Source organism: Shewanella sp. ISS20 (assembly GCF_056522965.1).
Map to the genome: position 1 here is coordinate 1202633 of NZ_JAWRZK010000001.1, position 25056 is coordinate 1227688.

Annotated in this window: 28 protein-coding genes; 10 read left to right on the forward strand and 18 right to left on the reverse strand. The window is 44.9% G+C overall.

Going from position 1 to position 25056, the window contains the following annotated elements:
• Positions 1–97 precede the first annotated feature (97 nt).
• The 9 genes from ybgF to AC1HDP_RS05530 form a co-directional block, all read right to left on the reverse strand.
• Positions 98–877, reverse strand: coding sequence for a tol-pal system protein YbgF (gene ybgF, locus AC1HDP_RS05490; protein WP_479637961.1), 780 nt, complete (start codon positions 875–877; stop codon positions 98–100).
• A gap of 17 nt (positions 878–894) precedes the next feature.
• Positions 895–1431 carry a peptidoglycan-associated lipoprotein Pal gene (gene pal, locus AC1HDP_RS05495; RefSeq protein ID WP_479637962.1) on the reverse strand — a complete coding sequence of 179 codons (537 nt, stop codon included), beginning with the start codon at positions 1429–1431 and terminating at the stop codon, positions 895–897.
• Positions 1432–1462: 31 nt separating this feature from the next.
• Positions 1463–2791, reverse strand: coding sequence for a Tol-Pal system beta propeller repeat protein TolB (tolB, locus tag AC1HDP_RS05500; RefSeq protein WP_140932847.1), 1329 nt, complete (start codon positions 2789–2791; stop codon positions 1463–1465).
• Positions 2792–2800: 9 nt separating this feature from the next.
• A complete protein-coding gene (gene tolA / locus AC1HDP_RS05505; RefSeq protein ID WP_479637963.1) occupies positions 2801–3823 on the reverse strand; it encodes a cell envelope integrity protein TolA in 1023 nt (340 codons plus the stop codon).
• Positions 3820–4260, reverse strand: a complete 441-nt coding sequence (tolR, locus tag AC1HDP_RS05510; RefSeq protein WP_140932849.1) for a protein TolR — start codon at positions 4258–4260, stop codon at positions 3820–3822. Before tolR ends, tolA begins: the two co-directional genes overlap by 4 nt.
• Positions 4257–4949 carry a protein TolQ gene (gene tolQ, locus AC1HDP_RS05515; protein WP_479637964.1) on the reverse strand — a complete coding sequence of 231 codons (693 nt, stop codon included), beginning with the start codon at positions 4947–4949 and terminating at the stop codon, positions 4257–4259. Before tolQ ends, tolR begins: the two co-directional genes overlap by 4 nt.
• Entirely contained in the window at positions 4939–5337 is a 399-nt protein-coding gene (ybgC, locus tag AC1HDP_RS05520) for a tol-pal system-associated acyl-CoA thioesterase (protein ID WP_140932851.1), read from the reverse strand. Before ybgC ends, tolQ begins: the two co-directional genes overlap by 11 nt.
• Positions 5338–5465: 128 nt before the next feature.
• Entirely contained in the window at positions 5466–7520 is a 2055-nt protein-coding gene (locus tag AC1HDP_RS05525) for a prolyl oligopeptidase family serine peptidase (RefSeq protein WP_479639830.1), read from the reverse strand.
• Positions 7521–8294: 774 nt separating this feature from the next.
• Entirely contained in the window at positions 8295–9173 is an 879-nt protein-coding gene (locus AC1HDP_RS05530) for a flagellar protein MotY (RefSeq protein WP_140932853.1), read from the reverse strand.
• 138 nt (positions 9174–9311) lie between these two features.
• On the opposite strand from AC1HDP_RS05530, the gene rnt reads away from it, so the two are divergent.
• The 3 genes from rnt to AC1HDP_RS05545 all read left to right on the forward strand — a co-directional run bounded on the left by rnt (position 9312) and on the right by AC1HDP_RS05545 (position 12409).
• The gene (gene rnt / locus AC1HDP_RS05535) at positions 9312–10037 is read left to right on the forward strand and encodes a ribonuclease T (RefSeq protein WP_479637965.1); all 726 of its coding nucleotides are present in this window, start codon (positions 9312–9314) and stop codon (positions 10035–10037) included.
• 379 nt (positions 10038–10416) lie between these two features.
• Positions 10417–11736: a Na+/H+ antiporter family protein gene (locus tag AC1HDP_RS05540; protein WP_140932855.1), complete on the forward strand. Its 1320-nt coding sequence runs from the start codon at positions 10417–10419 to the stop codon at positions 11734–11736.
• Positions 11737–11833: 97 nt separating this feature from the next.
• Positions 11834–12409, forward strand: a complete 576-nt coding sequence (locus AC1HDP_RS05545) for a TspO/MBR family protein (RefSeq protein WP_479637966.1) — start codon at positions 11834–11836, stop codon at positions 12407–12409.
• A 55-nt stretch (positions 12410–12464) separates the two neighbouring features.
• Here the strand turns inward: AC1HDP_RS05545 and AC1HDP_RS05550 are convergent, their stop codons facing one another.
• The 4 genes from AC1HDP_RS05550 to upp all read right to left on the reverse strand — a co-directional run bounded on the left by AC1HDP_RS05550 (position 12465) and on the right by upp (position 14667).
• Entirely contained in the window at positions 12465–12710 is a 246-nt protein-coding gene (locus AC1HDP_RS05550; protein ID WP_479637967.1) for a Rho-binding antiterminator, read from the reverse strand.
• Positions 12711–12982: 272 nt separating this feature from the next.
• Positions 12983–13234, reverse strand: a complete 252-nt coding sequence (locus AC1HDP_RS05555; RefSeq protein WP_479637968.1) for a hypothetical protein — start codon at positions 13232–13234, stop codon at positions 12983–12985.
• 110 nt (positions 13235–13344) lie between these two features.
• Positions 13345–13836 (reverse strand): hypothetical protein, encoded by a 492-nt coding sequence (locus AC1HDP_RS05560; protein ID WP_479637969.1) that lies wholly within the window; start codon positions 13834–13836, stop codon positions 13345–13347.
• A 204-nt stretch (positions 13837–14040) separates the two neighbouring features.
• The gene (gene upp / locus AC1HDP_RS05565) at positions 14041–14667 is read right to left on the reverse strand and encodes a uracil phosphoribosyltransferase (RefSeq protein ID WP_479637970.1); all 627 of its coding nucleotides are present in this window, start codon (positions 14665–14667) and stop codon (positions 14041–14043) included.
• 362 nt (positions 14668–15029) lie between these two features.
• On the opposite strand from upp, the gene purM reads away from it, so the two are divergent.
• From purM to AC1HDP_RS05590, 5 genes are all read left to right on the forward strand, one after another.
• Complete coding sequence (gene purM / locus AC1HDP_RS05570; protein ID WP_479637971.1) at positions 15030–16067, forward strand: phosphoribosylformylglycinamidine cyclo-ligase; 1038 nt, start codon at positions 15030–15032, stop codon at positions 16065–16067.
• Positions 16067–16711 (forward strand): phosphoribosylglycinamide formyltransferase, encoded by a 645-nt coding sequence (purN, locus tag AC1HDP_RS05575; protein ID WP_140932860.1) that lies wholly within the window; start codon positions 16067–16069, stop codon positions 16709–16711. Before purM ends, purN begins: the two co-directional genes overlap by 1 nt.
• A gap of 124 nt (positions 16712–16835) precedes the next feature.
• A complete protein-coding gene (locus AC1HDP_RS05580; RefSeq protein ID WP_140932861.1) occupies positions 16836–17582 on the forward strand; it encodes an HAD-IIA family hydrolase in 747 nt (248 codons plus the stop codon).
• Between the two features lie 359 nt (positions 17583–17941).
• Positions 17942–19603 (forward strand): asparagine synthase B, encoded by a 1662-nt coding sequence (asnB, locus tag AC1HDP_RS05585; RefSeq protein WP_479637972.1) that lies wholly within the window; start codon positions 17942–17944, stop codon positions 19601–19603.
• 263 nt (positions 19604–19866) lie between these two features.
• Complete coding sequence (locus tag AC1HDP_RS05590) at positions 19867–20496, forward strand: DUF2238 domain-containing protein (protein WP_479637973.1); 630 nt, start codon at positions 19867–19869, stop codon at positions 20494–20496.
• A gap of 121 nt (positions 20497–20617) precedes the next feature.
• Here the strand turns inward: AC1HDP_RS05590 and AC1HDP_RS05595 are convergent, their stop codons facing one another.
• The 3 genes from AC1HDP_RS05595 to AC1HDP_RS05605 all read right to left on the reverse strand — a co-directional run bounded on the left by AC1HDP_RS05595 (position 20618) and on the right by AC1HDP_RS05605 (position 22776).
• Positions 20618–20968 carry a VOC family protein gene (locus tag AC1HDP_RS05595; RefSeq protein WP_140932864.1) on the reverse strand — a complete coding sequence of 117 codons (351 nt, stop codon included), beginning with the start codon at positions 20966–20968 and terminating at the stop codon, positions 20618–20620.
• 15 nt (positions 20969–20983) lie between these two features.
• Positions 20984–21691, reverse strand: a complete 708-nt coding sequence (locus AC1HDP_RS05600; RefSeq protein WP_479637974.1) for a DUF445 domain-containing protein — start codon at positions 21689–21691, stop codon at positions 20984–20986.
• Positions 21692–21771: 80 nt separating this feature from the next.
• On the reverse strand, positions 21772–22776 hold the full coding sequence (locus tag AC1HDP_RS05605; RefSeq protein ID WP_479637975.1) for a 2Fe-2S iron-sulfur cluster-binding protein: 1005 nt from the start codon (positions 22774–22776) through the stop codon (positions 21772–21774).
• Between the two features lie 167 nt (positions 22777–22943).
• Between AC1HDP_RS05605 and AC1HDP_RS05610 the strand changes: the two genes are divergently transcribed.
• Complete coding sequence (locus AC1HDP_RS05610) at positions 22944–23300, forward strand: glutathione S-transferase N-terminal domain-containing protein (protein WP_479637976.1); 357 nt, start codon at positions 22944–22946, stop codon at positions 23298–23300.
• A gap of 187 nt (positions 23301–23487) precedes the next feature.
• On the opposite strand, the gene AC1HDP_RS05615 is transcribed toward AC1HDP_RS05610, so the two are convergent.
• Positions 23488–24177, reverse strand: coding sequence for a hypothetical protein (locus AC1HDP_RS05615; RefSeq protein ID WP_479637977.1), 690 nt, complete (start codon positions 24175–24177; stop codon positions 23488–23490).
• A gap of 97 nt (positions 24178–24274) precedes the next feature.
• On the opposite strand from AC1HDP_RS05615, the gene AC1HDP_RS05620 reads away from it, so the two are divergent.
• Complete coding sequence (locus tag AC1HDP_RS05620) at positions 24275–24703, forward strand: hypothetical protein (RefSeq protein ID WP_479637978.1); 429 nt, start codon at positions 24275–24277, stop codon at positions 24701–24703.
• Between the two features lie 24 nt (positions 24704–24727).
• Here the strand turns inward: AC1HDP_RS05620 and yqfB are convergent, their stop codons facing one another.
• On the reverse strand, positions 24728–25045 hold the full coding sequence (yqfB, locus tag AC1HDP_RS05625) for a N(4)-acetylcytidine aminohydrolase (RefSeq protein ID WP_479637979.1): 318 nt from the start codon (positions 25043–25045) through the stop codon (positions 24728–24730).
• Between the last annotated feature and the right edge of the window lie 11 nt (positions 25046–25056).

Genomic DNA, 25056 nt, shown 5'->3' on the forward strand with positions numbered 1-25056 from the left:
ATCTACATTAGTTAATAAATATAGGAATTTGCCACAGAAGTGATAAAACTTATTCAGAATTATAACGAAAAATCGCAGCCCTAGAACTGCGATAAATTTATAAACCCGCTAACTGTTGAGCGGCAATTCTTGCCGCCGACGATTCGGGGTATTCTTTACGTACTTGAGTATATAAAGTTTTTGCTAAAGCAGCTTGATTGGTTTTCTCTGCAATCAAGCCAAGCTTCACCAAACTATCTGGACGCTTGTTCGAATCAGGGAATTTAGTCACCACAGTATCAAATGCAACTTTGGCCGCATTGAGCTCAGCTTTATTAAATAACAACTGCCCTAACCAATAATTAGCATTCGCCGCATAAGTGGATTGCGGGTAAGTCGCAATGAACTCTTTGAAGGCCGGTATTGCCTGATCATATTGACGCTGCTTTAACACCAGATTGACCGCATTTTCATAACTTGCCGTTTCGCTTAGCGTAGTGGTGTCATTAATCACAGTCTCAGTGGTTGCCGGAGCCACTACTTTTGGGGTAGCGACTCCAGTAGATGCAGTAGGTGCAATGCTCGCCACAGGTGGTGCTACAGGAGCTTGTTGTAACTTAGCAATATCATCATAGAGCTGACGCTGGCGCTGCAACATCTGCTCCGACTGATAGTTTTGCTGCTCAATCAAGCCTCTAAGGTCTTGAACCTCTTGCTGTAAACGGTCAACTTGTTGCTGTAACGCAAAGTCAGTTTGTTGTTTAGCTTTAACCACTCGCTCAATTCGCTGCAAACGTTGATCGCTCGAACCCGAACCTAAATCTTCCACAGGCGCAGGTGCGGCATAAGCAACACTTGAATTGACACAGATCAAAGCGGCAATTAACGACTTTTTCATTGCACTCATCCTTTGTCTTAATACACCATTACCGCACGGCGGTTTTTGCTAAAGCCATCGTCAGTGCTTGAGAAATCCAATGGTTTCTCTTCGCCATAGCTCACGATAGACATTTGGCTTGGTTGAACGCCCATACCTTGTAAGTATTTAGCGGTCGCTTGAGCACGACGCTCACCCAGTGCAATATTATACTCTGGGGTGCCACGCTCATCTGAGTGGCCTTCAATCAATACGCGTACATTTGGATGAGCGACTAAGTACTCACCATGTGCCTGAATGATTTCAGCGTATTCTGGTTGAATGTCACTGCGGTCGAAATCAAAGTAAATAATGTTTTCTTTACGCAGGTTTTCCATTTTCTGTCTTTGCTGCTCTTCTGGGCTCAGCATAGCGCCAACACCACCAGTTTGAACACCGTAGTTATCAGTACCAGACTCATAGCCAGACTCTTCAGAACCGGTTGATTCCAGATCAGAGTCAGTTGAGCTACAGGCACCCAATGTCAGTAACGGGATGCTAATAGCCATAGCTTTTAACAGAGTAGTTAATTTCATTTATTATTCCTTGTTGTCAATTATTATTTATTCAAAGAAACGGCGACCAAGAAGGTGATTTAACGTCCCCTTCTCCCACCGGTAACCTTGCCTTAAATCTACCATCCATGGACACTGCCGCTAATAATTGGCGACCATTATGCGTCGTGCCATAAATGACCATGCTGCCGTTTGGCGCCACACTTGGTGACTCATCCAAACGAGTAGATGTCAGAACTTGCATAAAGCGAGTATCTAAATCCATTCGAGCAATATTGTATTTACCATTGGTGCGGTTTACAAAAACCATACTGCGACCATCTGGAGTAATAGTTCCACCTAAATTCCACTCGCCTTCAAATGTCATGCGGTTCACTTTGCCTGTGGCCAAATCTACCTTATAAATTTGTGGGCGCCCACCGCGCTCAGAAGTAAACAATATCGATTGACCATCAGGGAACCATGACGGCTCAGTATCAATAGAGTAATGATTAGTGACTCGCTTGACTGCGCCTGTGGCTATGGTAACGGTATAAATTTCAGGTTGGCCATCTTTAGATAAAGTCACGGCTAACTGTTTACCATCCGGTGAGAATACTGGCGCACCGTTAATACCAGGGAAACTAGTGACCTTTTTGCGCTGCTGACTATAGATGTCTTGCACAAAAATCTCGGCTTGCTTGTTCTCGAAGCTCACATAGGCTAATTGACGACCATCAGGTGACCAGGAAGGTGACATTAATGGCTCAGGTGAGCGCAGTAACATCTGTTCGTTATAGCCATCATAATCAGCAATCATTAGCTGATAAGGTGCCGACTGTTTATGATTAACGACCACATAAGCAATACGAGTTAAAAACGCGCCACGCACACCGGTCAGTTTCTCGTAAACGATATCGCTGATCCTGTGACCGTATTGACGAAACTGCGCTTCGCTAATGACGGTTTCACGGCTATCCATTAATAAATCTGCTTTGTTTAAATTAGCACCAGACTGCTGCATCTGCGCTTTTAACAAATCAATCAGCTCAAAACTCACGAGGTACTGATTATTACCATAAGGTTTAATCGCCCCAATGAGCAAAGCCTCAGCACCAACGTTTGCCCATAAATTCGGCGTAAACTCAGCAATTTGACTAATGTTTTGCTGCGGTAAACTGCGTACATCTAATGGTTTAAAACTGCCACTGCGGGCCAAGTCAGCTGTCACTACATCCGCAATCGCTTGTGGCGCTGGCCCTTGTCCCTGCCACACAAATGGCATAATGGCGATAGGTCGCGAGGCATCCACCCCTTCAGTAATCACAATATCTAGTGCAGCTTTGGCTGGAGATACCAGCAAAAGTGCCCAGAGAACAACTAGTTGAGAAAAACGTTTCATTAGATTCCCTTACTGAAATTCCGGCTGTACTGTCAAATTAATTTCTTTCATCTTGTTATACACATCCGCTTGTGATGATACAGGTAAACGCCCTGCTTTATTAATAGCGGCCTCAGTTGCTCGACATACTTGAGGGTCTCCCCCCACTGTCTTACTGGCCGTTACAAAACCATCATTGGCTAAACGCAAATAAACCGTACAACTCTTGCCTCGCATACTATCATTCACCGCTAAATTGCGTTGAATGGTAGCTTTGATCATAGAGGTAAAGCGATCTACCTCTGACATCACTTGGCGATTACGCGTTTGTGATAACGATGCCTGCTCTGCTGCTAATGCATCTTGCATCTGTTGCTCTTGCGCTAAACGGGCGGCTTCATCAGCCTTACGTTTCCGCTCAGCTTCCAATTGCTTTTTACGCTCAGCTTCGGCTTTTTTGGCGGCTTCTTCTTTTTGCTTACGCTCAGCTTCGGCTTTTTTAGCGGCAGCGTCTTCTTTCTGCTTACGCTCAGCTTCAGCTTTTTTAGCGGCAACTTCTTGCTCTTTCTGCTTTTGCTGCGCTTTGGCTACAGCCTCTTCTGCAACTTTGCGCTCAGCTTCTTTGGCCACTCGCACAGCTTCCGCTTGTTTAGCTTTTTCATTCTCTTGTTGCTGCTTTACTTGAGCCGCTTTTGCTTGCTGCTGCGCCAACTGAGTTTCTTTTTCCTTTTGAACTCGTTCTTGCTGCAACTCTTTTATCTTTTGCTGCTCACGCTCACGTTCTTGTCGAGCTAATGTGGCTTGCTTTTCTAAGTCTCGTTGCCTTTGTTGTTGCTCACGTTTAGTCGCTAACTCTTGCTCTTTTATTTTTTCAACCTGAGCCGTGACTTGTTTTTGATCTATCATGACAGCTTGTAGCGCTTGCGTGCTACTTGGCGGGGGTAAGTTAGGTTTGGTCTCAAACTTAACCCCAATAATTAAAATCACAATAACCGTAATATGTATGCCCGCCGACACTACCATAGGTAATCTCAGACTAGATTTCGAGGTCACTTACTTGCCTCCACGGGATCTGTCATCAAACCTACTGCAGGTACACCTGCCCCTTGTAACGTCACCATTAACTGAATAACTCGTTCATAGGGAATATTTTTATCCGCTTTTACCACAATCGGCCGCTTCGGCTCTAACTGGATAATCGCAGCAACTCTTATCGCTATTTCTTCTAAATCCAGTGGCTCGCGATTCTGACTAGCGCCAATATCTAAAAAGTACTCACCATCAGCATCAATTGAAGCCACCACGGGCGGTTTACTGTCAGCCGGCAGCGTTTCCGCTTTACCTTGTGGCAGTTCAACCTTTACCCCTTGGGTCACAATCGGCGCCGTCACCATAAAGATGATAAGTAGTACCAACATTACGTCGATATAAGGTACCACGTTGATCTCAGCAACGGGGCGACGCCGTTTACGTTGATATGCTTGCATCATTGCTGACTGTCTCGCTCGCTGTATGCTTTACGATGTAAAATACTGGTAAATTCTTCCATAAAGTTGGCGTAAAGCATTTCCAGTTTTTCAACTTGGGCAGTAAAGCGGTTAAAAGCAATAACGGCTGGAATTGCGGCAAATAAGCCCATGGCGGTTGCAATCAAGGCTTCTGCAATACCTGGCGCCACCATGGCTAATGTCGCGTTTTCTACCGTACCAATGGCGATAAAGGCGTTCATAATCCCCCATACAGTACCAAATAGGCCTATGTATGGACTGGTTGAACCTATGGTCGCCAGCAATGATAAATGACTTTCAAGTTTTTCGAGTTCACGGTTTAAGCTCACGCGCATGGCGCGATAAGTACCATCCATCACAGCTTCTGGCACACGATTACTGAGACCGCGCAATTTCGAGTATTCTTTAAAGCCACTGACAAATAAGTTAGATAAACCCAGTTCAGGCGTGTCGCGACTCGACATTTCTTGATACAAACGGCCAAGATCAACCCCAGACCAAAATTTGTCTTCAAATTGCAACGACAGTTCGCGCGTCTTCGCCAATAAGGCGCGACGTTGGAAGATCACGCCCCAAGAGGCAATCGACAACACCAACAAAGTCAGCATGACGAATTTAACCAAAAGGCTAGCTTGTAAAAACAACCCAATAAACGACATATCAGCGTGCACTTAACAACTCCTGCTTAATAAATGATGGGATACCTTGGGGGCGCATTTTTGATAACTGAACACAGACAACGACTATTTCTGCCTCGCAATAACAGGCTTGTTGATCATCACACAATCGCTGCATAAATTTAATGGAAGTGCCTGACATTGAAGCCACTTCAGAATGCACTGTTAATTTCTGTTCAAAACGCGCGGCGCGTTTAAAGTCCATTGATACGTGCTTGACTACAAATGCCATATCTTCATTCAGCAATTGAGTTTGCGATATACCAATGTTTGCGAGCCATTCGCTGCGGGCCCGTTCAAAAAACTTAAGATAGTTGGCGTGATACACAACACCACCGGCGTCAGTATCTTCGTAATAAACGGATATAGGCCAAATAAACATAAATAAAATACAAAATATTAGGATTTATTGCGGCCTACTATACCTGTCCAACTTGCGCTTGTGAATGGTCACAGATAAAAGATTAACGCGCTGGGAAAAATGCTATTTTCCCAGCGTTTACAACTAAATCACTTCAGCTCAGTAGGTAAGGTCAAACCGAAGTTATGCCATAAGAAAGCATAGATATCGACTTGTTCAGCAATGTTCATTGCCGTGGGTTTTCCGGCGCCATGACCGGCATTCGATTCAATCCGCATAATAATGGCATCACTGCCCTGCTGCTTAGCTTGCATCATAGCGGCAAATTTAAAACTGTGTAACGGCACCACGCGATCGTCATGATCCGCTGTCATCACCATAGTTGCTGGATACGAACGCTCACTGACATTGTGGTACGGGGAATATGCCAATAGCGTAGGGAACTGCTCTTTAACATCGCTGCTGCCATATTCACTGACCCATGCCCAGCCAATAGTGAACTTTTGGAATCTCAGCATATCGAGCACGCCAACAGCGGGTAATACCGCCGCAAATAGCTCAGGGCGCTGAGTTAAAGCCGCGCCCATTAATAAACCGCCATTACTGCGGCCATAAGCGCCCATTTTATCAGCAGAGGTATATTTCTCATTAATCAGATATTCCGCTGCCGCAAAATAATCATCAAACACGTTCTGCTTTTTATCTAACATCCCGGCTTGATGCCAATTTTCGCCATATTCAGCGCCGCCCCTTAAGCTTGGCACCGCATAAATACCGCCTAAATCCATCCATGCTATGTTGGCAGGGTTAAATCTTGGCGTCATTGAAATCGCAAAACCGCCGTAGGCATACAACATGGTTGGATTAGCGCCATTTTTAACGAGTCCCTTTTTATAGGAAATCATCATAGGTACTGAGGTACCATCTTTGCTCTTATAAAATACTTGTTCAGAAACATAATCATTAGGGTCAAAGGCGACTTTTGCCTCAGCCACTAGGCTCGATGTTTGCTGTTTAAAATCATACTTATAAACACTTGGTGCTTGAATGTAGCTGTTATAACTGTAATAAAAATAATCATTTGAGCGCTTACCATAAGGACCAGCAATAGCGCCTTTTCCTGGTAATTGCAGTTGCTTACGCATTTGACCAGACAGACTATAGATAGTCACTTGGCCTAACACGTCATGCAATGAACTCACCACTAAGTGATCATTAATAATAGCGACGCTAGCGATAGGATCGAATGATTCCTCAATGATAGTTTGCCAATGTTGACGCTCTGGTTGATTGATATCGATGGCGATAACTTTGCCATTAGGGGCGTCAAGATCGGTTTTAAAGTAAAAGCGCTCGCCATCATTGCCTAAGAAAGCATATTCAGCGTCAAGCTTAGGTAACAACTCCACAAAATCCGCATTGGCCTTTTTTAAGGGTTGGTAAAAGACGCGATTACGCGGATCGGTTCCTTGGGAAATCGACAGTAGTAAATAGTCACCATCATCAGATACTTCTGCGCCAAAGCCCCACTCTTTATGATCCGGGCGCTCATACACTAACTTATCATCAGCTTGAGAAGTGCCAATTTTATGGTAATAGACTTTTTGATTAAAATTGACGTCGGCTAAGGCATCGCCACCTGTTGGCGCATCATAGCGCGAGTAATACACGCCTTGATTGTCATTATCCCAACTGGCACTTGAAAACTTAATCCACTCTAAGTTGTCTGCCAGTTTCTTACCGCTGGCGACATCTAAAAAGTGCCAGGTTTGCCAGTCCGAACCGGATTTCGACACGCCATACGCTAAGGTTTTACCATCACGGCTTACGGCAACGCCAGATAACGCCACGGTACCGTTCGTAGATAATTGATTCGGATCGAGCAATACCCGCATTTCACCATGCTTAGGGGTCACAAACAGTACCGATTGTGACTGCAAACCATCGTTTCTAAATTGAAATTGATTATCGCCATGCTCAAATGGGGCGGCAATTTTCTCGTAATCCCATAACTCAGTAATACGCTGGCTAATCACCTGCTTATTCGGGATAGCGGCGAGATAATCATTTCCAAAGGCTTGTTGGGCGCTCACCCATGCACTGGTCGCAGGCGTGTTTTCTTCTAAGTGGCGATACGGGTCGGCCACTTGCACGCCATGAATAGTATCAACTATGTCCTCGCGGCTGCTGAGCGGATACGTCATAGTGCTGGCGGTATCAGTTGAGGTTGATGGTACTTGCTGACAAGCCGTTAATCCCACGGCCAATGTCAGCGCTAAGACACTCGGTCGGTCCCACAAAGGTGATTTCATCTTGCATCCTGTATTATGCTAATTCGGCTCTTCAAGGCCGGTAGTTAGGGTTACTTGAGCGTATTGGCTACACAAAAGAGTACTGAGTGCTTGGCTACATTTAACTAACGCTGGTCACAGTCACAAATCAACATCAAACCCGCACTTAAGTCGCACTTTGGCATTACTATACTAAGCGTCATGCTGATAGCAATAACAGTTTTGTGTCATAAAGTGTTTCACTAAAGGGCTACCGCGACAACCAACCTAACATTAACGCAACCAAGCATGAGCGCAGTAAAGCTTACTTATGCATTAAATCTGAGTAACTACCTAATTTATTGTTATAAAAGCGACTTTAGTGAACAAGATCACCTTTGCAGCCATTAGTTTTTCTAATGTTCTTGGCCAATTTTTCTTGCTTGTTGTATTTATTCAGAACCGTACAATGGCGCCAGTTTTCAGGAAGTGTCCATAGGCTTATGGATATTGGAAACGAAGAATCTTGATTAATGGGTGTGACCCGTTAATGTTATTTGGTTCTTATGCTTGACTTCCTTCCTTCAATTTGTTGATTGCAATACTAATTTTTGCAGCCCGCTTAGAAATAAGTGGGCTTTTTTTTATCTGCAACATTCATAAAAAAACCTTGCATGGCAAGGTTTAGTCATCACAATTGACGCCCGATTACGGCTTACTTATCCTAATGACCACACGGCGGTTGCGCGCCCGCTCTTCACTAGAATCGTTATTTGCGACATGACGCCGCTCACCGTGGCCCAAAGTAGAAATACGTTTGGCCTCAATACCCTGCGCCACAAAAAACTTTTTAACTGTCGAGGCGCGTGACACTGACACGTTATCATTGATGCCGCGACCACCGAAACTATCGGTATAAGCATCCACTAACACTAAATCAACCTTAGGATCGTGCTTTAAATACTCTTCAATGCGAGCTAATTGCTGCTTTGAAAAAGCGTTCAATTCGGTGCTGTCAAATTCATAATTGAGCACAGTAAAAGCAATATCATCGAAGCTATAAGGCAGTAATCCCGCCAAGCATTGTTTAAATTGGCGATATTTGTACTTAAAGTTGGCCGCCGATAAGCCGACGGCGACATTATTATTATCATTGTGCCAGTCTGCATAATAAAAGGTCGGCTCCATCCCGCGCTCAAGTTCGGTTAGCATATTCCACGCCGCCGTTTTGGGCACTTCGCCATTAAAGTATCTGTGGTAAGTCAGCTGTGAAATTTGCTTGGGCTGTAACCCTGGGCGCCACGACGGCGGGCGGCTCATTAATTTGGCCTTAGTGGCTTCATCCGGTTTATTCAACATGTCCAAAGTGAATAACAGATTGAGCTCTTTACTCGCTTGACTAGTAAACACAGCTTTACCATAAGCTGGGATTTCATGCTCAAGTCGACATTCAATCGGCGTGCTGCGGCTTAGCATCCAAGTCGATTCATCGAGACTCGCCACATAATGCCTAAGTTCACTGTTCGCCGGAAACGATAGCAATACGGCCAAGGCTATGGGCGCAACTATATGGGCGTTCACTCTCATGTAATAGCTCCTAAAATCACTTACATTGGACTATCGGCATTTTTTTTCACTTCTTTAGCTTAAAATTTGGGCATTTGCGCATGACACTCAAGGCCTCTTTGCGCATAATAGCCCTCCGTTTTTTTATCAGGCTTTACTATGAGTGATTCGTTTGACGCAAACTTACTTAAAAACCGCTTTCGTGGTTACTTTCCCGTTGTTATTGACGTCGAAACCGCCGGTTTTAATTCCAAGACAGATGCACTCTTAGAAATTGCTGTCACCATGCTAGCTATGGACAAAGACGGCCAACTCAGCATTGATAAAACTTTGCATTTCAATATTGAACCTTTTGAAGGCGCTAATTTAGAACCTGAAGCCTTAGCGTTCAATGGCATAGACCCTACCAATCCGTTACGTGGTGCTATTAGCGAAAAAGAAGCCTTTTTAACTATCTTCAAAGAAGTTAAAAAAGCGCAAAAGGCTGTAGGTTGTCATCGCAGTATTATTGTGGCGCACAATGCCGCTTTTGATCATGGCTTCGTTTCTGCTGCCATTGAGCGCATTGATTTAAAGCGTAGCCCTTTTCACCCGTTTGCGACCTTAGATACCGCAACCTTGGCGGGCTTAGCTGTCGGTCATACCGTGCTGGCTAAGGCCTGTAAAATGGCAGGCATTGCCTTTGATAATAAAGAAGCACACTCAGCCTTGTACGACACTGAGCGCACGGCCGAGCTATTTTGCTACATAGTTAATCGTTGGAAAGCCCTTGGCGGTTGGCCGATGCCGGTTGCCGATGCTGAAGCCAATGTGCAAACTGAAGTTGCCATCGAAGCTCCTGCTGACACTGCAGCTACCACCACGGCAGATCATGCGGCGAGCTAAGCGCACGCAAACAGCTTATAAGTCATATTGATGACCTCCTGCGGCTTCGGCTGCGGGAGGAATTAAAAACCGCCGCGCTGCCATAAAGCGCCCCGCCCGATTCATGGCACAAACTACAGTTACCAATTGCCATCCTCCACAACAATAAGCCGCAATAATAAGCAGCAACAAGCCGCCACAGTCAACCCGCACCACACTAATTCACAACAGCAAAACACCTTAATCACATACCGCACGTACACTTTACAGACAATTATCATCAACAGAACTGTCAGTAATAGTTATGTTGTAAATTATCAAACTAGCCATTGAAATGCTGGACAGTCAGGCATCTTGCCGTCAAGATTAACTTTTTTAGCGCTAACAATAAGAAATTATCATGAACTCAGTCGTTATTGCAGTTTGTTTAATGCTAGCCCTCAGTCTAGCGCGAGTTAATGTGGTAATCGCATTAACCATTAGTGCCTTGGCTGCTGGTTTAATTGGTGGATTAGATGTACATCAAACCATTTCAGCCTTTAACACAGGTCTAGGTGGCGGCGCGCAAATCGCCCTCAGTTATGCCCTCTTAGGTGCCTTTGCCGTAGCTCTGTCCCACTCAGGCTTAACCACCTTAATTTCCCATAAAGTCATTCGCTCATTAGGCCATGCACCCTCCGCCAAAAATACTAATGTGGTGCGTTGGACCTTACTGCTAATTTTATTGGCGATGGCTGTGTCATCCCAAAATATTTTACCCATACACATCGCCTTTATTCCTATTTTGGTGCCGCCATTACTGCATGTAATGACCAAGCTAAAGCTGGATAGACGTTTAGTAGCCTGTGTGCTGACCTTTGGTTTAGTGACTACCTATATGGTGTTGCCAATTGGTTTTGGTGGCATATTCCTTAACGATATCTTGTTAGCTAACCTTAATAGCAATGGCTTGAATGCCACCTTGGCGCAAATCCCAAGCGCTATGATGTTGCCAGCCTTAGGTATGTTCACTGGTTTATTGATTGCCATCTTCATTAGTTATCGTCGCCCGCGCGAATACAATGAGCAGCAAGTATTAACCGCAGAGCCTGAAGAAAAAATCCATCCTAAAAGTATCGCCATTGCCCTTGTCGCGATTATCTCGACGTTAGCCGTGCAGCTTTACACGGATTCGATGATCTTTGGCGCCTTAGTGGGCTTTATGATCTTCTCTACCAGTGGCGCCCTTAGGCATGTAGCCGATCAAGACATTTTTAACCAAGGTGTGCGCATGATGGCTAACATTGGCTTTATCATGATTGCCGCGGCAGGTTTTGCCGCTGTGATTAAAGCCACAGGTGAAGTGAGTTCCCTAGTTGATGCCATTGAATTATTGATTGGTGACAACAAGCCTATGGCGGCGTTACTGATGTTAGTGGTCGGTTTGTTAATTACTATGGGCATTGGCTCATCATTCTCAACCATTCCCATTATCGCCACCATCTATGTGCCATTGGCGTTAAGTTTTGGCTTCTCAGTGCCAGCCACTATTGCCTTAGTCGGCACAGCAGCGGCGCTCGGTGATGCGGGCTCGCCAGCTTCAGATTCAACTTTAGGACCGACCGCAGGTCTGAATGCTGACGGCCAGCATGATCATATGCGCGATAGCGTGATCCCAACCTTTATCCACTACAACATTCCGTTACTGGTGTTTGGCTGGATAGCGGCCATGGTGTTATAAGCACCAATCGATTGTAGATATACCTCACGGGAGCCTTTGGCTCCCGTGTTGCTTTAAGGTATGTTAAGGATGCAGCTACCTAACATAAGGGTATGAAATGACACCATTATCGGCGCGTAAGCAAGTGATAGGCCTCATCGCTTGGTTGCTATTAAGTTATGGCGCATCCGCGCTCGGCGCCATTGCCTCTATTCAAGCTAAAGCCTTTTATGCTGAACTGTTGCAACCAGCATGGGCGCCGCCCGCTTGGGTATTTGGCCCCATGTGGACCACTTTATTTACCTTCATGGCCATTGCCGCCTGGTTGGTATGGCGTCAATCAAGTGCGCTAAGCATTGAGCCACATGCGCTTGCACAAGATGCGCAGTCCACCCACAGCCTTAACGCAACAGCGCAAATACAGGCGCGCCATAAGCAATTAGCCTTAGGGTTATTTGTGGTGCAATTGGGAGTGAATGTGCTGTGGAGTTGGCTATTTTTTGCGTGGCATTTAGGCCTATTCGCCTTCGTGGATATCTTAATGTTACTTGGCCTAATTCTGGCCACCTTAATGGCCTTCTACCGAGTCCATAAAGTCGCCGGCTTATTACTACTGCCCTATTTTCTCTGGGTCAGTTTTGCCGCCATCCTGAGCTACTCCTTGTGGCAGAATAATCCATCACTACTGGGCTAATGCACTGACTAAGTTTGAAAATGAGAATGAGCCCAAGCGCTAGCTTGGGCTTTAGTTAAGAGTCAAAACTCACGCGCGTAAAATGCGGATTATCAACAGTCACTTCAAGGATGGCTAAGGTATCTAATACCACTAAGCAGTCGCTGCCATTGACCTCTACCTTGATGCATTCTTGCTTAGCCAGATTACGCACAGTATCTAGCGCAACACCTGCAATCACCTCAGCATTTTTGAGGGTGAGTTTCACTGGGTAACCGTATAAACAGGCGATTTCAATATAATCGTGCTGATGACAATTCATATAAACCATCCTTAGGCTGCGCCTATGTTTAGCGTTAGTGGCCAAGGTTAACGAGTGATTAAGCTAACGTTCAGCATCCGATTTAGCAATCAGGGATTATTTTTGGCTATGACTCAAAAGCAAAAAAGGAGCCTATGGGCTCCTTTGTATTGAAGCTAACAAATTGTTTTTCAATAACACTACTTAACCAGCTTACAAGCGCATCACATATTAACTGCGAACGGGATCAAAAAAATAAAACACCAGTAAAACAATCGTTTGCAACGTACTTATCAAATAGCTTCAGGGAAAATGTCGATAAGATCAGTTGTATTTTTCACATTATCCCGTTGTTCGACAATGCTCTTAGACTCACGATAATCTCTAGCTTCTGCAGTTTCAATAAATTCTGCATCAGGTGATACCTTTCTGACCTCACTCTCAATCTCTGCGAGATTGACACGAAAAAACTCCTTTCGACTATTAACTAAATTGAGTCTCATATGGTCAAATTTCTTGAGACTATAAAATTTTCCTTTAGGCACCCACTACCCATCAGGTAGTTAAACTGATTGAAGAAGAACTGAAGTTATGAGGGATTTGAAATTAGCTATTATTAAAAGGCATAGGTATTTGATAAATGATATGCCCTTTGTTAGCCACCGTAAATCACGGCCTCTGGTATTTGATATTGCTCGTAATCATTGATCTTGATGAGCCATTCATCGCCGTTCTTAGTGGCTGTAACTGTGGAATCGGCGGCGGTGACCTTATCTCCAGCAAAGCTTAAGATACGCTCGAAACCTCCAGGTGGCGTGATATGAACCTCGGCATGACCTGATTTACCGCGAATTACCCCAAATTCACACTGCGCGGCACCAAGCTTTGCATCCCCCATGGCACAAGTGATTTTACCCGTCGCGTGATATGGCGTGTTTTCGACCTTGGCATCATGCAAAGGTGCATCGCTTACAAATCCCGCCTTGGCATTTTCAGCTTGGGTTTTGTTGAGATCACAACCTTGCATTTCAGAAACCTGCGTACAGCCTGAACGCTCAAGCTGCTGCCGGTATTTATCATTGATAGCATGGGCAGAAAAACTTGATAATCCAGTAATCACAAGCATAGATATCAGTTTGATGTTCATTTGAAATGTCCTTATTTCAAGTCATTAATTGTGAGGTTGCCAGATTGGCTGTTGCCATTTAACGGCTAGGTTAGATCTTGAGTCTATAAAAGCACATAGGCTTACGCTAATGCTAGAGGATTTTTGAATAACAATAAAGGAGCCTATGGGCTCCTTTATTCAATGCGTTAGCTAGCTAGTAATAGCTAGAACACGGCAAGTAACTTACTTAGTACCGAAAATCTTATCACCCGCATCGCCTAAACCTGGCAGGATATAGCCTTTTTCATTTAAGCACTTATCAATTGAGGCAGTGTAAAGCTCAACGTCTGGGTGGGCTTTTTCAAGGGCAGCAATACCTTCAGGTGCAGCGACTAATACCAAGGCTTTGATAGAAGAACAACCACGCTTCTTGAGCAGATCTAAGGTAGCAATCATAGAGCCGCCAGTTGCCAACATAGGGTCAACCACTAAGGCGATACGCTCATTCATGTCGCTAGCCAGCTTCTCGAAATATGGCACTGGCTCTAAGGTTTCTTCGTCGCGATAAATACCAACAACTGAGATACGCGCGCTAGGAATGTGCTCTAGTACACCGTCCATCATGCCAAGACCCGCACGTAAAATAGGTACTACAGTAACCTTTTTACCTTTGATTTGATCGACTTCAACAGGACCGTTCCAGCCATCAATAGTGACTTTTTCAGTTTCAAAATCAGCAGTCGCTTCGTAGGTCAGCAAGCTGCCAACTTCCGCCGCCAGTTCACGGAAACGCTTAGTGCTAATATCACCTTCACGCATCAGACCAATTTTATGGCGAACCAGTGGATGTTTAACCTCGACAACTTTCATTGTTTTCTCCTGCTTAATTTTTATTGTCAAGCTAACCAGTCAGCTTGACTCTTCAATGCGCTGAAACTCGCTATTACTGCATTTGTACGCTTGAGCTTAAGGCGTTACAACGTTTTAAAAAGCAAATTTGGTGGATATTAGACAATTTACCTGTAGGAATAAACATAAACTTGGTCAATATCGCAAAATCGTGAACCAAGTCGACATTATTCACCAAACCGCAATAAAAACAGGCTGATTTTGCATAATTTGCATAATCAGCGTTCGCCACAAGGGAAAGTGCGCGGGTGTTATGCCCATGAGCAAAATGCTAGAATGCCCGCATAAGAACACTCTTATCACTTGTACCCAAGAGGATCGCCGTGAGCACCCCGACCCCACTGAGTTATAAAGATGCCGGTGTAGATATCGACGCCGGAAATGCCCTAGTCACTAACATCAAATCTGCCGTAAAGCGTACCCACAGACCCGAAGTTCTCGGTAATCTTGGCGGTTTTGGCGCCCTTTGTGAGCTCCCCACTAAGTATAAGCAGCCTGTGCTAGTGTCAGGCACCGATGGTGTTGGTACTAAATTGCGCTTAGCCATTGATTTCAAGAAGCATGATACCGTTGGCGTTGATTTAGTCGCTATGTGTGTCAATGACTTAATCGTTCAAGGCGCTGAACCTTTATTCTTTTTAGATTATTACGCCACGGGTAAATTGGACGTTGCGGCAGCGACAGCTGTCGTTAATGGTATTGCCGATGGTTGTCAGCAATCTGGCTGCGCACTGATTGGTGGTGAAACCGCCGAAATGCCTGGTATGTATGAAGGTGATGACTACGATCTGGCAGGTTTCTGTGTCGGTGTAGTAGAAAAAGCTGATATCATTGATGGGTCTAAGGTCACAGCGGGCGATGCCTTAATCGCTTTGGCCTCAAGCGGCCCTCACTCTAACGGTTATTCGTTAATCCGCAAAGTGTTAGAAGTGAGCCAAGCCGAGCCCCAACAATTGCTTGCTGGCAAACCGCTGATTGAGCACTTGTTGGAACCAACAAAAATTTATGTAAAGTCGTTATTAGCATTAATCGAGCAATCTGACGTTCACGCCATGGCACACATCACTGGTGGTGGCTTTTGGGAGAATATTCCGCGCGTATTGCCAGAACACTGCAAAGCCGTAATTGACGGTAAATCTTGGCAGTGGCCAGCAATATTTAACTGGATTCAAGACGCTGGTAATATTGAGCAATACGAAATGTACCGCACCTTTAACTGTGGTGTCGGTATGATAGTCGCGTTGCCAGAATCAGCAGTGGATGAAGCGCTCTCTCTATTGTCTGCCCACGGTGAAACTGCTTGGCGTATCGGCACCATTGCCGAGCGCAATAACGACGAAGAGCAAGTGGAGATCCTTTAATGGAATCATGCTGTCGCATCCTGGTACTCATTTCTGGCCAAGGTACTAACCTTCAAGCCATTATTGATGGTTGTTTTGATAATCTCAATGCCGACGTTATCGGCGTCATCAGTAACCAAGCCGATGCTTATGGTTTAGTACGCGCGCATCAACATGAGATTGATACTAGTTGCGTACTGGTCCATGACGATGAAAGCCGCGAACAATACGACCAGCGCTTAATGGTGGCGATTGATAAATATCAGCCTGATTTAATCGTGCTGGCTGGTTTTATGCGGATTTTAGGTGAAGAGTTGGTGCTTAAATATCAAGGACGTATGATCAATATTCATCCGTCATTGTTACCTCGTCACCCAGGGCTGAATACTCACCAGCGCGCTATGGATGCAGGCGACACTGAACATGGCTGTAGTGTTCATTTTGTCATTCCAGCCTTAGATGCCGGCCCAGTGATTTTGCAAGCCAAAGTACCTGTGTACCCAGAAGACAGCATTGAAGTGCTAGCTGAGCGTGTCCATGAGCAAGAACATGCCATTTACCCATTAGTGGTTAAATGGTTCAGTCAAGACCGCCTGCGCCTCATTGATGGCCAAGCTTATCTTGATAATAAGCTCATAGGTGTTAATGGTTACGCGCCAGACTAAACTCCTCGACTTGAAAAAAACGGCCTATATGGCCGTTTTTTATGTCCATTTTCATCCTAAATTCATTCCATCCGCAGGCTAATTCCTCTACATTGACCATAGGTTTATTTACCGGAAGTAACTGATGAAAAGTGTTATTTGTGATATCGATGGCGTGCTGTTGCACAACAATCGTTTAATACCTGGCAGCGACCGCTTTATCCACCGCTTGCTTGAACAAGGAAATCCGCTCGTTATTCTGACCAATTACCCAGTACAAACCGGCAAAGATTTACAAAATCGACTGGGAGCCGTGGGCATTGAAGTCCCAGAAACCTGTTTTTATACCTCGGCCATGGCCACCGCCGACTTCTTGACCCACCAGCACGGCGATAAGGCCTTTGTCATAGGTGAAGGCGCCCTCACCCATGAACTCTATAAAGCCGGATTTACCATTACCGATATCAACCCTGATTTCGTGATTGTGGGTGAAACCAAATCTTATAACTGGGACATGATCCATAAAGCAGCGCGCTTTGTGGCTAATGGTGCGCGTTTTATTGCGACTAATCCTGATACTAACGGCCCAGATTACAGCCCAGCGTGCGGCGCATTGTGCGCCCCGATTGAGCGCATCAGTGGCAAAAAACCTTTTTATGTGGGAAAACCCAGCGCTTGGATTATTCGCTCGGCGCTTAACAGCATAGATGCTCATTCAGAAAATACCGTGATCGTGGGTGACAACATGAAAACCGATATTTTGGCAGGCTTTCAAGCTGGACTTGAAACTATTCTGGTTACATCTGGCGTGAGTCAACTAGCTGATATTGATAAAGAACCTTTCCGGCCGAACCATGTGTTTGAGTGCGCGGCCGATATTGACGTAGTTTAAACAAGCTTAAACTTAGCGAGTCAGTAGTGTTTGCTGTGTCATGCCGACACAAACGTTCAAAAAGAAGCCGATTAGCGGCTTTTTTTATGTTTAAGCAAAAAAATACGCCTAAGCATCAATTCATTAAAACACCCGCAAAAACCAACCCCCCAATTACACAATCAATAATAAAATAAACAAAACAATGATTATACTAAAATCAAAGTGCACAAATAACGCGACCATATTCAGTGAAAACGCCTAAATAACGAGAAAATCTCAAAAACCATATTTGATCATCGCAGCAGTCGGTGGCAGACTCTAGTTATCGACATTATATCAACGCCTTGATATTAAATTACTTTGAGCTGGAGTTCGCCATGTGTTCTATTTTTGCCATTCTTGATATTCAAACTGATGCTGATAGCCTGCGCCCTATTGCGTTAGAAATGTCAAAACGCCTACGTCACCGCGGACCCGATTGGTCTGGGATTTATCAAGACGATCACGCTATTTTGGCCCACGAACGTTTAGCCATTGTGGACATTGAGCATGGCGCTCAGCCACTCTACAGCCAAGACAACAGCTTAGTATTAGCGGTAAACGGTGAGATCTATAACCACAAGCAATTGAAAGCAGATCTCGGCGATAAATACAGCTATCAAACCAACTCAGACTGCGAAGTTATTTTGGCGTTATATCAAGAATATGGCTGCGAATTCTTAGACATGCTCAACGGTATTTTCGCCTTTGTGTTATACGACAAACGCACAGGTAGTTATCTGATTGGCCGCGATCATATGGGCATTATCCCGCTTTATACTGGCCATGATAGCGCTGGCAACATGTATGTCGCCTCAGAAATGAAAGCCTTAGTGCCAGTATGTAGCCATGTGGCCGAGTTTGCTCCAGGTCAATATCAGCAATCAGGCCAAGCGCCAGTGCGCTACTACGTGCGTGATTGGATGGAGTATCAGGCAGTTGCTGACAATGCTGCTAGCAGCCAAGAAATCAGGCAAGCGCTGGAAGCGGCGGTTAAACGGCAATTAATGTCTGACGTGCCTTATGGTGTGCTGCTCTCTGGCGGCTTAGATTCATCGGTCATTTCAGCCATTACTCAAACCTATGCTAAACATCGCATTGAAGATAACGATGCATCGGATGCTTGGTGGCCACAATTGCATTCATTTGCCGTAGGTCTGCAAGGCGCGCCGGATCTAGCCGCCGCGCAAAAGGTCGCGGCCGCCATAGGCACAATTCATCACGAAATCCATTTCACTTTCCAAGAAGGTTTAGATGCTATTAGTGATGTTATCTATCATCTAGAAACCTATGATGTCACTACCATTCGAGCCGCTACGCCTATGTATTTGATGGCGCGTAAAATCAAAGCGATGGGGATCAAAATGGTGTTGTCGGGTGAAGGCGCCGATGAACTGTTTGGCGGTTACCTTTACTTTCATAAGGCGCCTAATGCTGAAGCCTTCCATGAAGAGTTAGTACGTAAACTTGATAAACTGCATCTATTTGATTGTCTGCGCGCCAACAAAGCGATGGCCGCTTGGGGATTAGAAGCGCGCGTACCTTTCTTAGATAAAGAATTTATTGATGTTGCCATGCGCACTAACCCGCAAGCCAAGATGTCTGGCAAGGGCAAGATAGAGAAGCATATTTTGCGTGAAGCCTTTGCTGATGCACTGCCAGAATCTGTGGTATGGCGTCAAAAAGAGCAATTCAGCGATGGCGTGGGCTACTCATGGATTGATGGCTTAAAAGAAGTGGCTGCAGCCAAAGTGTCTGATAAAGATATGGAAAATGCTCACTTCCGCTTTCCTTACAACACGCCAACCACCAAAGAAGCCTATTTCTATCGTGGTTTCTTTGAGCAGCATTTTCCGCTGCCAAGCGCCGCCGAAACTGTGCCTTGGGGGAAATCAGTGGCCTGCTCAACTCCTGAAGCATTAGCGTGGGACGTTAGCTTGCAAGGCATTATAGATCCGTCTGGTCGCTCAGTACGTGAAGTGCATACCGCAAGTTACTAATGCCAAGTTACTAATGCCAAGTAACTAAGGCTAAGCGACTGATGCCAAGCGACTAAGGCTTAGGTGATTAAGTGCTAGTGATTAGCTAGCACCATAAAGACAGCTGTTAACAATAACCAACGCCCTGATTAATTCAGGGCTTTTTTATGGCACAAGATAGGGCTACATGAATGCAAAAAAAGTAGCAATAAAAATTCAATACGCAAGACACTGTAAATCCAATAGAATTAATTATTACCAATTGATCACTAGTGAGAGTGAGTATGCCAACAGCCACCAAGATGACCCCAGCAGCCATTGCTTGGATGCTAACCTTCATGATTGTATTCGTTTGGTCAGCCTATCAACCCTTTGACCGCTTTACTTGGGTGTTGGAAGTCGCTCCCGCTGTGATTGGCGCTTTAGTGTTGATAAGCACTCGGCAGCGCTTTGCATTAACGCCGTTACTGTATGTCTTAGTATTACTGCATTGCATCATTTTACTGGTGGGCGGTCATTACACTTATGCTGAAGTACCATTATTTGATTGGATAGCAGAGCTCACTCATTCAAGTCGCAATAACTATGACAAACTGGGCCATTTTGCCCAAGGCTTTGTGCCTGTCATGCTGGCTCGCGAAATTTGCTGGCGCCAACAAGTGTTTAGCACTAAGGCGTGGGGCAATTTCTTTATCGTGTGCTTTACCTTGGCATTCAGTGCCTTTTACGAATTGATTGAATGGTGGGTAGCCATTGCCACAGGCGAAGGTGCTGACGCGTTTTTGGGTACCCAAGGCTATATTTGGGATACCCAATCAGACATGGGATTTGCCTTATTTGGCGCCATCATGGCGTTATTACTGTTGTCAGCATGGCATGACAAGCAACTGCAACAGCTGCAGGTTCAGAGCTAATATAGTGGCTTGAGGGCTGACGTGTTCTTACATGTCAGCCCCTAGACATCAGGACTTAGATATCAGGACTTAGATATCAGGCCACACATATCAGGTTTTAGATATTTGCTACCAACTTAAGTTATTGGCTCCACACAGCAAACTCATTGCCATTGGGGCACAGAAAATGAAATCTGCGCCCGCCAGGGAAACTAAACACCGCTTTAGTGATTTCACCACCCGCATCAATAATCGACTGCTCGGTTTTAGCTAAGTCGCGGCTATAAAGCACGATTAACGGGCACCCTTTGGCTAAGTTAAAACACAAGGCATCTTCATAAAAACCGCCATCTATGCCAACCTGATTAAAGCAGCAATATTTAGGACCATAGTCGGTAAACTGCCAGCCAAAGACTCGAGTAAAAAAGGCTTTGGCCAAGGCCATATCACGCACCGGAATTTCTAAATAGTTAATACTATGATGTTGCGCCATATGACCTTATCTCCTTTAGCTTTGAATAAGTCCGGCGAATAACCCCAGCACGCCACCAAATACACCGCCCCAGATCACTAACCAACCTAAGTGAGCGGCAATCATCTTTTGCACCATGACCTTGACCATTTGTGGTGTCAGTTCATTCAGGCGTTGTTCGATAATCTCTTGAATTTGCACTTTGAAACCACTCATTTTTTCAGGCTGTTCTAATTCATTGATTAATAACTGCTGAAAGTTGTCACTGGCGGCTATTTCAGTCAAGGATGCCTGCATTTTTTCAATAAAAGGTTGGCGTAGCGGCACTAATGCCTCGTTGCCGCCAAACATGGCCAGCATGCCACCAAATGAAGATTGTTCCACTGTGGTCACTAAGGCATCAAAGGCTGGGTTTAAATCAACCTTAGCAATCACGCCCGTCAAATTGAGCATGGAGGCAGAACCCGCGCCTTTTGATAAAAACTTATCGATATTCTCATCAGTGAAAAACTGCTGCATCATCAATTCACTAATGGCGCGCTTAAACTCTTCAAAGCGCGCAGGTATTACGCCTGAGCCATAAAGGCCTGGCACTTTTTCAAATAACATATGCACGGCAAGCGCATTCGTTACCGCCCCAGACAAAGCAAATAAGCCAATGCTTAGCAATATAGCTTGCTCGCTGACATAACCAATAACTGTCAACAACAAGCAAATGAGATTGGTAATGGTACTTTTAGACAAAATCTTGTCCCTTCAATAAATAACATAGGGCATATTGTAGGGATTTTACTTGCACTAACAAGAGGCTATATCAGGCAGTACTATCCCCATGTCCTTGGCCGCTTTCTTAATTCACGATAATCAAACGACAGCACATGAATGCGCTCAATCGGCACGCCAGCTAAAAATATCCGCTCTTGCCCACGCAACACCATCTTAGGTTCACCGCAAATAAAGACTCGAAATTGCCGAGAGAATTGATGGCGCCCAGCCACAAGTTCTATGGGATCAGCTAAACGCACCCGCTTGCCATCCACTTGCGATTTCTCGCTTTCAGCGCCGACACAGGCCTGATAAAAAAAGGTTTTATGCATCAACATACGTTGCAAAAGATATTTATGCTGATATAAATCATCCAAATTGCGGCCATAGTGATATAAATAAATCTCCCCTCTGTGCCCTCTTTCTAGTGCCTCTTCGGCAATCCCCACCACAGCCCCAAGTCCAGTACCACCGCCAATTAACACTAAGATATCATCGGGTAATCCTGGGTAGTAATGACAGTGTCCCCAAGGCCCTTGCAAGAATAATTCATCGCCGTTGTTAGCATGATAAAACAGCCAATCACTGAATTTACCATTGCGTTTACGGCGAATGTGGAACTCTAAAGTGTTATCTTGAGCTTTAGCTATGGCAAAGGTTCGCCCTATCCCATTGTTTAAACGAAGATTGACCGACTGCCCAGCGAGATAGCGCTTAGGGCCACTGACGTCGAGCACCAGTTTTATGACGTTTTCACTCAAGAAGGTTTTCGCAATAATGGGCGCCGCTATATACAGCTGTTCTGAATTACCGGTTTGTAAGGCTAAACCGTGGGAAGGAATGCACTGACAGGCAAAAATAAGCCCTTCTTGCTTATATTCAATTTCAAGGCCGCGCTGAGCCATTAACGCTAAATCGCCGCCCACGCATTTTAATAAACAGCTGCGACAGCGTCCTTTGCGACAGGAATAACTCGCAGGATACTCATGGCGTAACAATGCATCGAGCACAGTCTCACCACTTCTAGCTTCAAATGTCTTACCATCTAGGTAAAAAATACTCATGGATATGACCTTTTCATGACGGGGTAGGCTCCAAACAAGCGAGTGCTGCTCTATTGAGTGTATTCAATCACCCAACATTCACAAGTACATCAACGCATTGGTTAAAGTCCTGTTCGCTTCCTTAGGTCTCAGGTAGACTACGGCCAAAAAACACAGGGAGATAATGGGTGAAGTTAATCAGATTTTTACTCGGCAAGTTGATTTTATTGGCAAATGCGGTTTTTAAGCCTAAAAAAATTAGCCGCAGCTTAGATGCGCAGCAACAGATAGATAAGGCTACCGCCGCCTTAACCTTATTCCAATATCCAGCGTGCCCATTTTGCGTTAAAGTGCGCCGCCAAATGTATCGCCAGCAACTGAACATTCGCCTTGAAAATGCTAAGCAAGCGAATGTGGCTGCAACCTTGACTGAGCAAGGCGGTAAATTGCAAGTGCCATGCCTACGCATTGAACAAGGCGGCAAACAACAATGGTTATACGAGTCTGGCGATATCATTAAGTATTTGCAGCAACACTACGCCTAACTAGCTATTGGCTTCAATCCAGCCTCTGTGCTTTAGCCTTTAACCGCTAAGTCAGCTGATTTGCCTTATGCTGTTTTGCCTTATAGAAAACAGTGCCAAGCCTTGGCACTGTTTTGAGTGAAACCTCCACTCCCCCCTAATTGACATCTGCTTGGCTGTTTATGGCCACACCGCCTAAAAGTGCCGGTTATTTTTGCCATAAATAGGTTCTATCACTGTAGTCATATAACCACTGTGGGCGGTACACCACGATTAAAGTAATCACCATCCCATTAAGCAGTGCCTCGGGGAACATTAATAGCGGCGCCACTAATAAGTAATTATCTATGATGTCGCTTAAGGGGATATCGCTGGTCAGCAACAGCCAGCCAGACCACAGCAGCATGTGCACTAAGATGGTGAGGGCTGAATTTAAAAATGCCCCGCAGAAAATGTAGATAAATAAATGGTGCGGCAATAAGTGAAAACATCTGTGATAAAACACAAAACTAAACCATAAAGGCAAACACACACCCACTAAGCTATAGGCAAAAAATTGCCAAGGTTGCTCTAATACCAGCAGGCTAAACATGAGGCTTGGGATAATTAATGCAAAGGTGGCCAACCGCCAACCAAACATCAACATACACGTCGTTAGCGCCAAAAAATGCAGATGCAATTGTGGATGTATGCTGGCATCCAGTGCCCATAATCCAAAAATAACTAAAGTGATCCCCCATAAGCGCTGGCGCAGCCCAGAATTGCCCTTAAGCTGATAAACATCATCCTTCGGCCACACAATAACCAGCCACACCAGCCAAGTCACGGCGGCAAGTACATCGCTTAATTGCCAGTGCCAGTCAAGAGATGACCAGAGCGTTTGCCAGTAATTAAGCATTTATGTGCCCCTTGACGATGACTTAGCAAAAATTAATGAAATTCAATAGTTTTGCCGTTAAACTCATGGCTAATATTGATATTAGGCTAACTTAAGAATGACGACATTACCGCTAAAATGGCTATGCATAGCCGCCGCTCTAACTGTCAGCGGCTGTCAATCATCGTCAAGCTTGCTCGAAGATTATGCTGGCAAGATCCGCGATCAAATGCAAACTCAAATTGGGGATGATGGCACTAAAGTATTTGTTTATACATTGAAAATTACTGAGCCGAGCTCAAACCATGAGTATATAAAGCCCACCAGCCGCAAAGAAGCGCTGATCATGGCCAATAATGCCAAAGAATTACGGGATTTAGTCACAGAACAAACTGAACTTGGTTTAGTTAAAACCTTAGAAATGACCCAGTATTGTCGTGAAGGTTACATAGAATTGAATCGTTTAATAACAAGCGATCGCGGCGAAATCCGCGGTGAGTGCAATGAAAGCGCCACCACCGCCGATAGAGAGCAATATAGCCGTTAATCCCACACTAGTGGTGCATAGCCACTAGCGCGGTGTTAAGCAGCGAAATTCGATTTTATAAAATTGATCAAGCCCTGGGTAAATCTCGCCAATGACCTGATGCAATTTTGCTAAGGTCATATTCTCAGCATCCGCTTCTACATCAGTCAGTTGGGCTAAAGTAATCGGGCTCACAGCTAAAATCTCAATATCACAAAACCAGCGCCCAGCTTCAAAGGTTGATACAGGCAAAATTTGCCCAACCGCGACATGGGATTCCGCTTCATCGCGAAGAGTAATTATCTTAGCGCCGCTTAATATATCGGCTTCAAAACGCTCAAAAAAAGTAATGGCAGTTAACATAGCTAGTATCC

Coding starts and splice junctions, on each gene's coding strand:
- ybgF (WP_479637961.1), bottom strand. CDS start 877: ATGAAAAAGTCGTTAATTGCCGCTTTGATCTGTGTCAATTCAAGTGTT.
- pal (WP_479637962.1), bottom strand. CDS start 1,431: ATGAAATTAACTACTCTGTTAAAAGCTATGGCTATTAGCATCCCGTTA.
- tolB (WP_140932847.1), bottom strand. CDS start 2,791: ATGAAACGTTTTTCTCAACTAGTTGTTCTCTGGGCACTTTTGCTGGTA.
- tolR (WP_140932849.1), bottom strand. CDS start 4,260: ATGATGCAAGCATATCAACGTAAACGGCGTCGCCCCGTTGCTGAGATC.
- ybgC (WP_140932851.1), bottom strand. CDS start 5,337: ATGTTTATTTGGCCTATATCCGTTTATTACGAAGATACTGACGCCGGT.
- AC1HDP_RS05525 (WP_479639830.1), bottom strand. CDS start 7,520: ATGACGTATCCGCTCAGCAGCCGCGAGGACATAGTTGATACTATTCAT.
- AC1HDP_RS05530 (WP_140932853.1), bottom strand. CDS start 9,173: ATGAGAGTGAACGCCCATATAGTTGCGCCCATAGCCTTGGCCGTATTG.
- rnt (WP_479637965.1), top strand. CDS start 9,312: ATGAGTGATTCGTTTGACGCAAACTTACTTAAAAACCGCTTTCGTGGT.
- AC1HDP_RS05540 (WP_140932855.1), top strand. CDS start 10,417: ATGAACTCAGTCGTTATTGCAGTTTGTTTAATGCTAGCCCTCAGTCTA.
- AC1HDP_RS05545 (WP_479637966.1), top strand. CDS start 11,834: ATGACACCATTATCGGCGCGTAAGCAAGTGATAGGCCTCATCGCTTGG.
- AC1HDP_RS05550 (WP_479637967.1), bottom strand. CDS start 12,710: ATGAATTGTCATCAGCACGATTATATTGAAATCGCCTGTTTATACGGT.
- AC1HDP_RS05560 (WP_479637969.1), bottom strand. CDS start 13,836: ATGAACATCAAACTGATATCTATGCTTGTGATTACTGGATTATCAAGT.
- upp (WP_479637970.1), bottom strand. CDS start 14,667: ATGAAAGTTGTCGAGGTTAAACATCCACTGGTTCGCCATAAAATTGGT.
- purN (WP_140932860.1), top strand. CDS start 16,067: ATGGAATCATGCTGTCGCATCCTGGTACTCATTTCTGGCCAAGGTACT.
- AC1HDP_RS05580 (WP_140932861.1), top strand. CDS start 16,836: ATGAAAAGTGTTATTTGTGATATCGATGGCGTGCTGTTGCACAACAAT.
- asnB (WP_479637972.1), top strand. CDS start 17,942: ATGTGTTCTATTTTTGCCATTCTTGATATTCAAACTGATGCTGATAGC.
- AC1HDP_RS05590 (WP_479637973.1), top strand. CDS start 19,867: ATGCCAACAGCCACCAAGATGACCCCAGCAGCCATTGCTTGGATGCTA.
- AC1HDP_RS05595 (WP_140932864.1), bottom strand. CDS start 20,968: ATGGCGCAACATCATAGTATTAACTATTTAGAAATTCCGGTGCGTGAT.
- AC1HDP_RS05605 (WP_479637975.1), bottom strand. CDS start 22,776: ATGAGTATTTTTTACCTAGATGGTAAGACATTTGAAGCTAGAAGTGGT.
- AC1HDP_RS05615 (WP_479637977.1), bottom strand. CDS start 24,177: ATGCTTAATTACTGGCAAACGCTCTGGTCATCTCTTGACTGGCACTGG.
- AC1HDP_RS05620 (WP_479637978.1), top strand. CDS start 24,275: ATGACGACATTACCGCTAAAATGGCTATGCATAGCCGCCGCTCTAACT.
- yqfB (WP_479637979.1), bottom strand. CDS start 25,045: ATGTTAACTGCCATTACTTTTTTTGAGCGTTTTGAAGCCGATATATTA.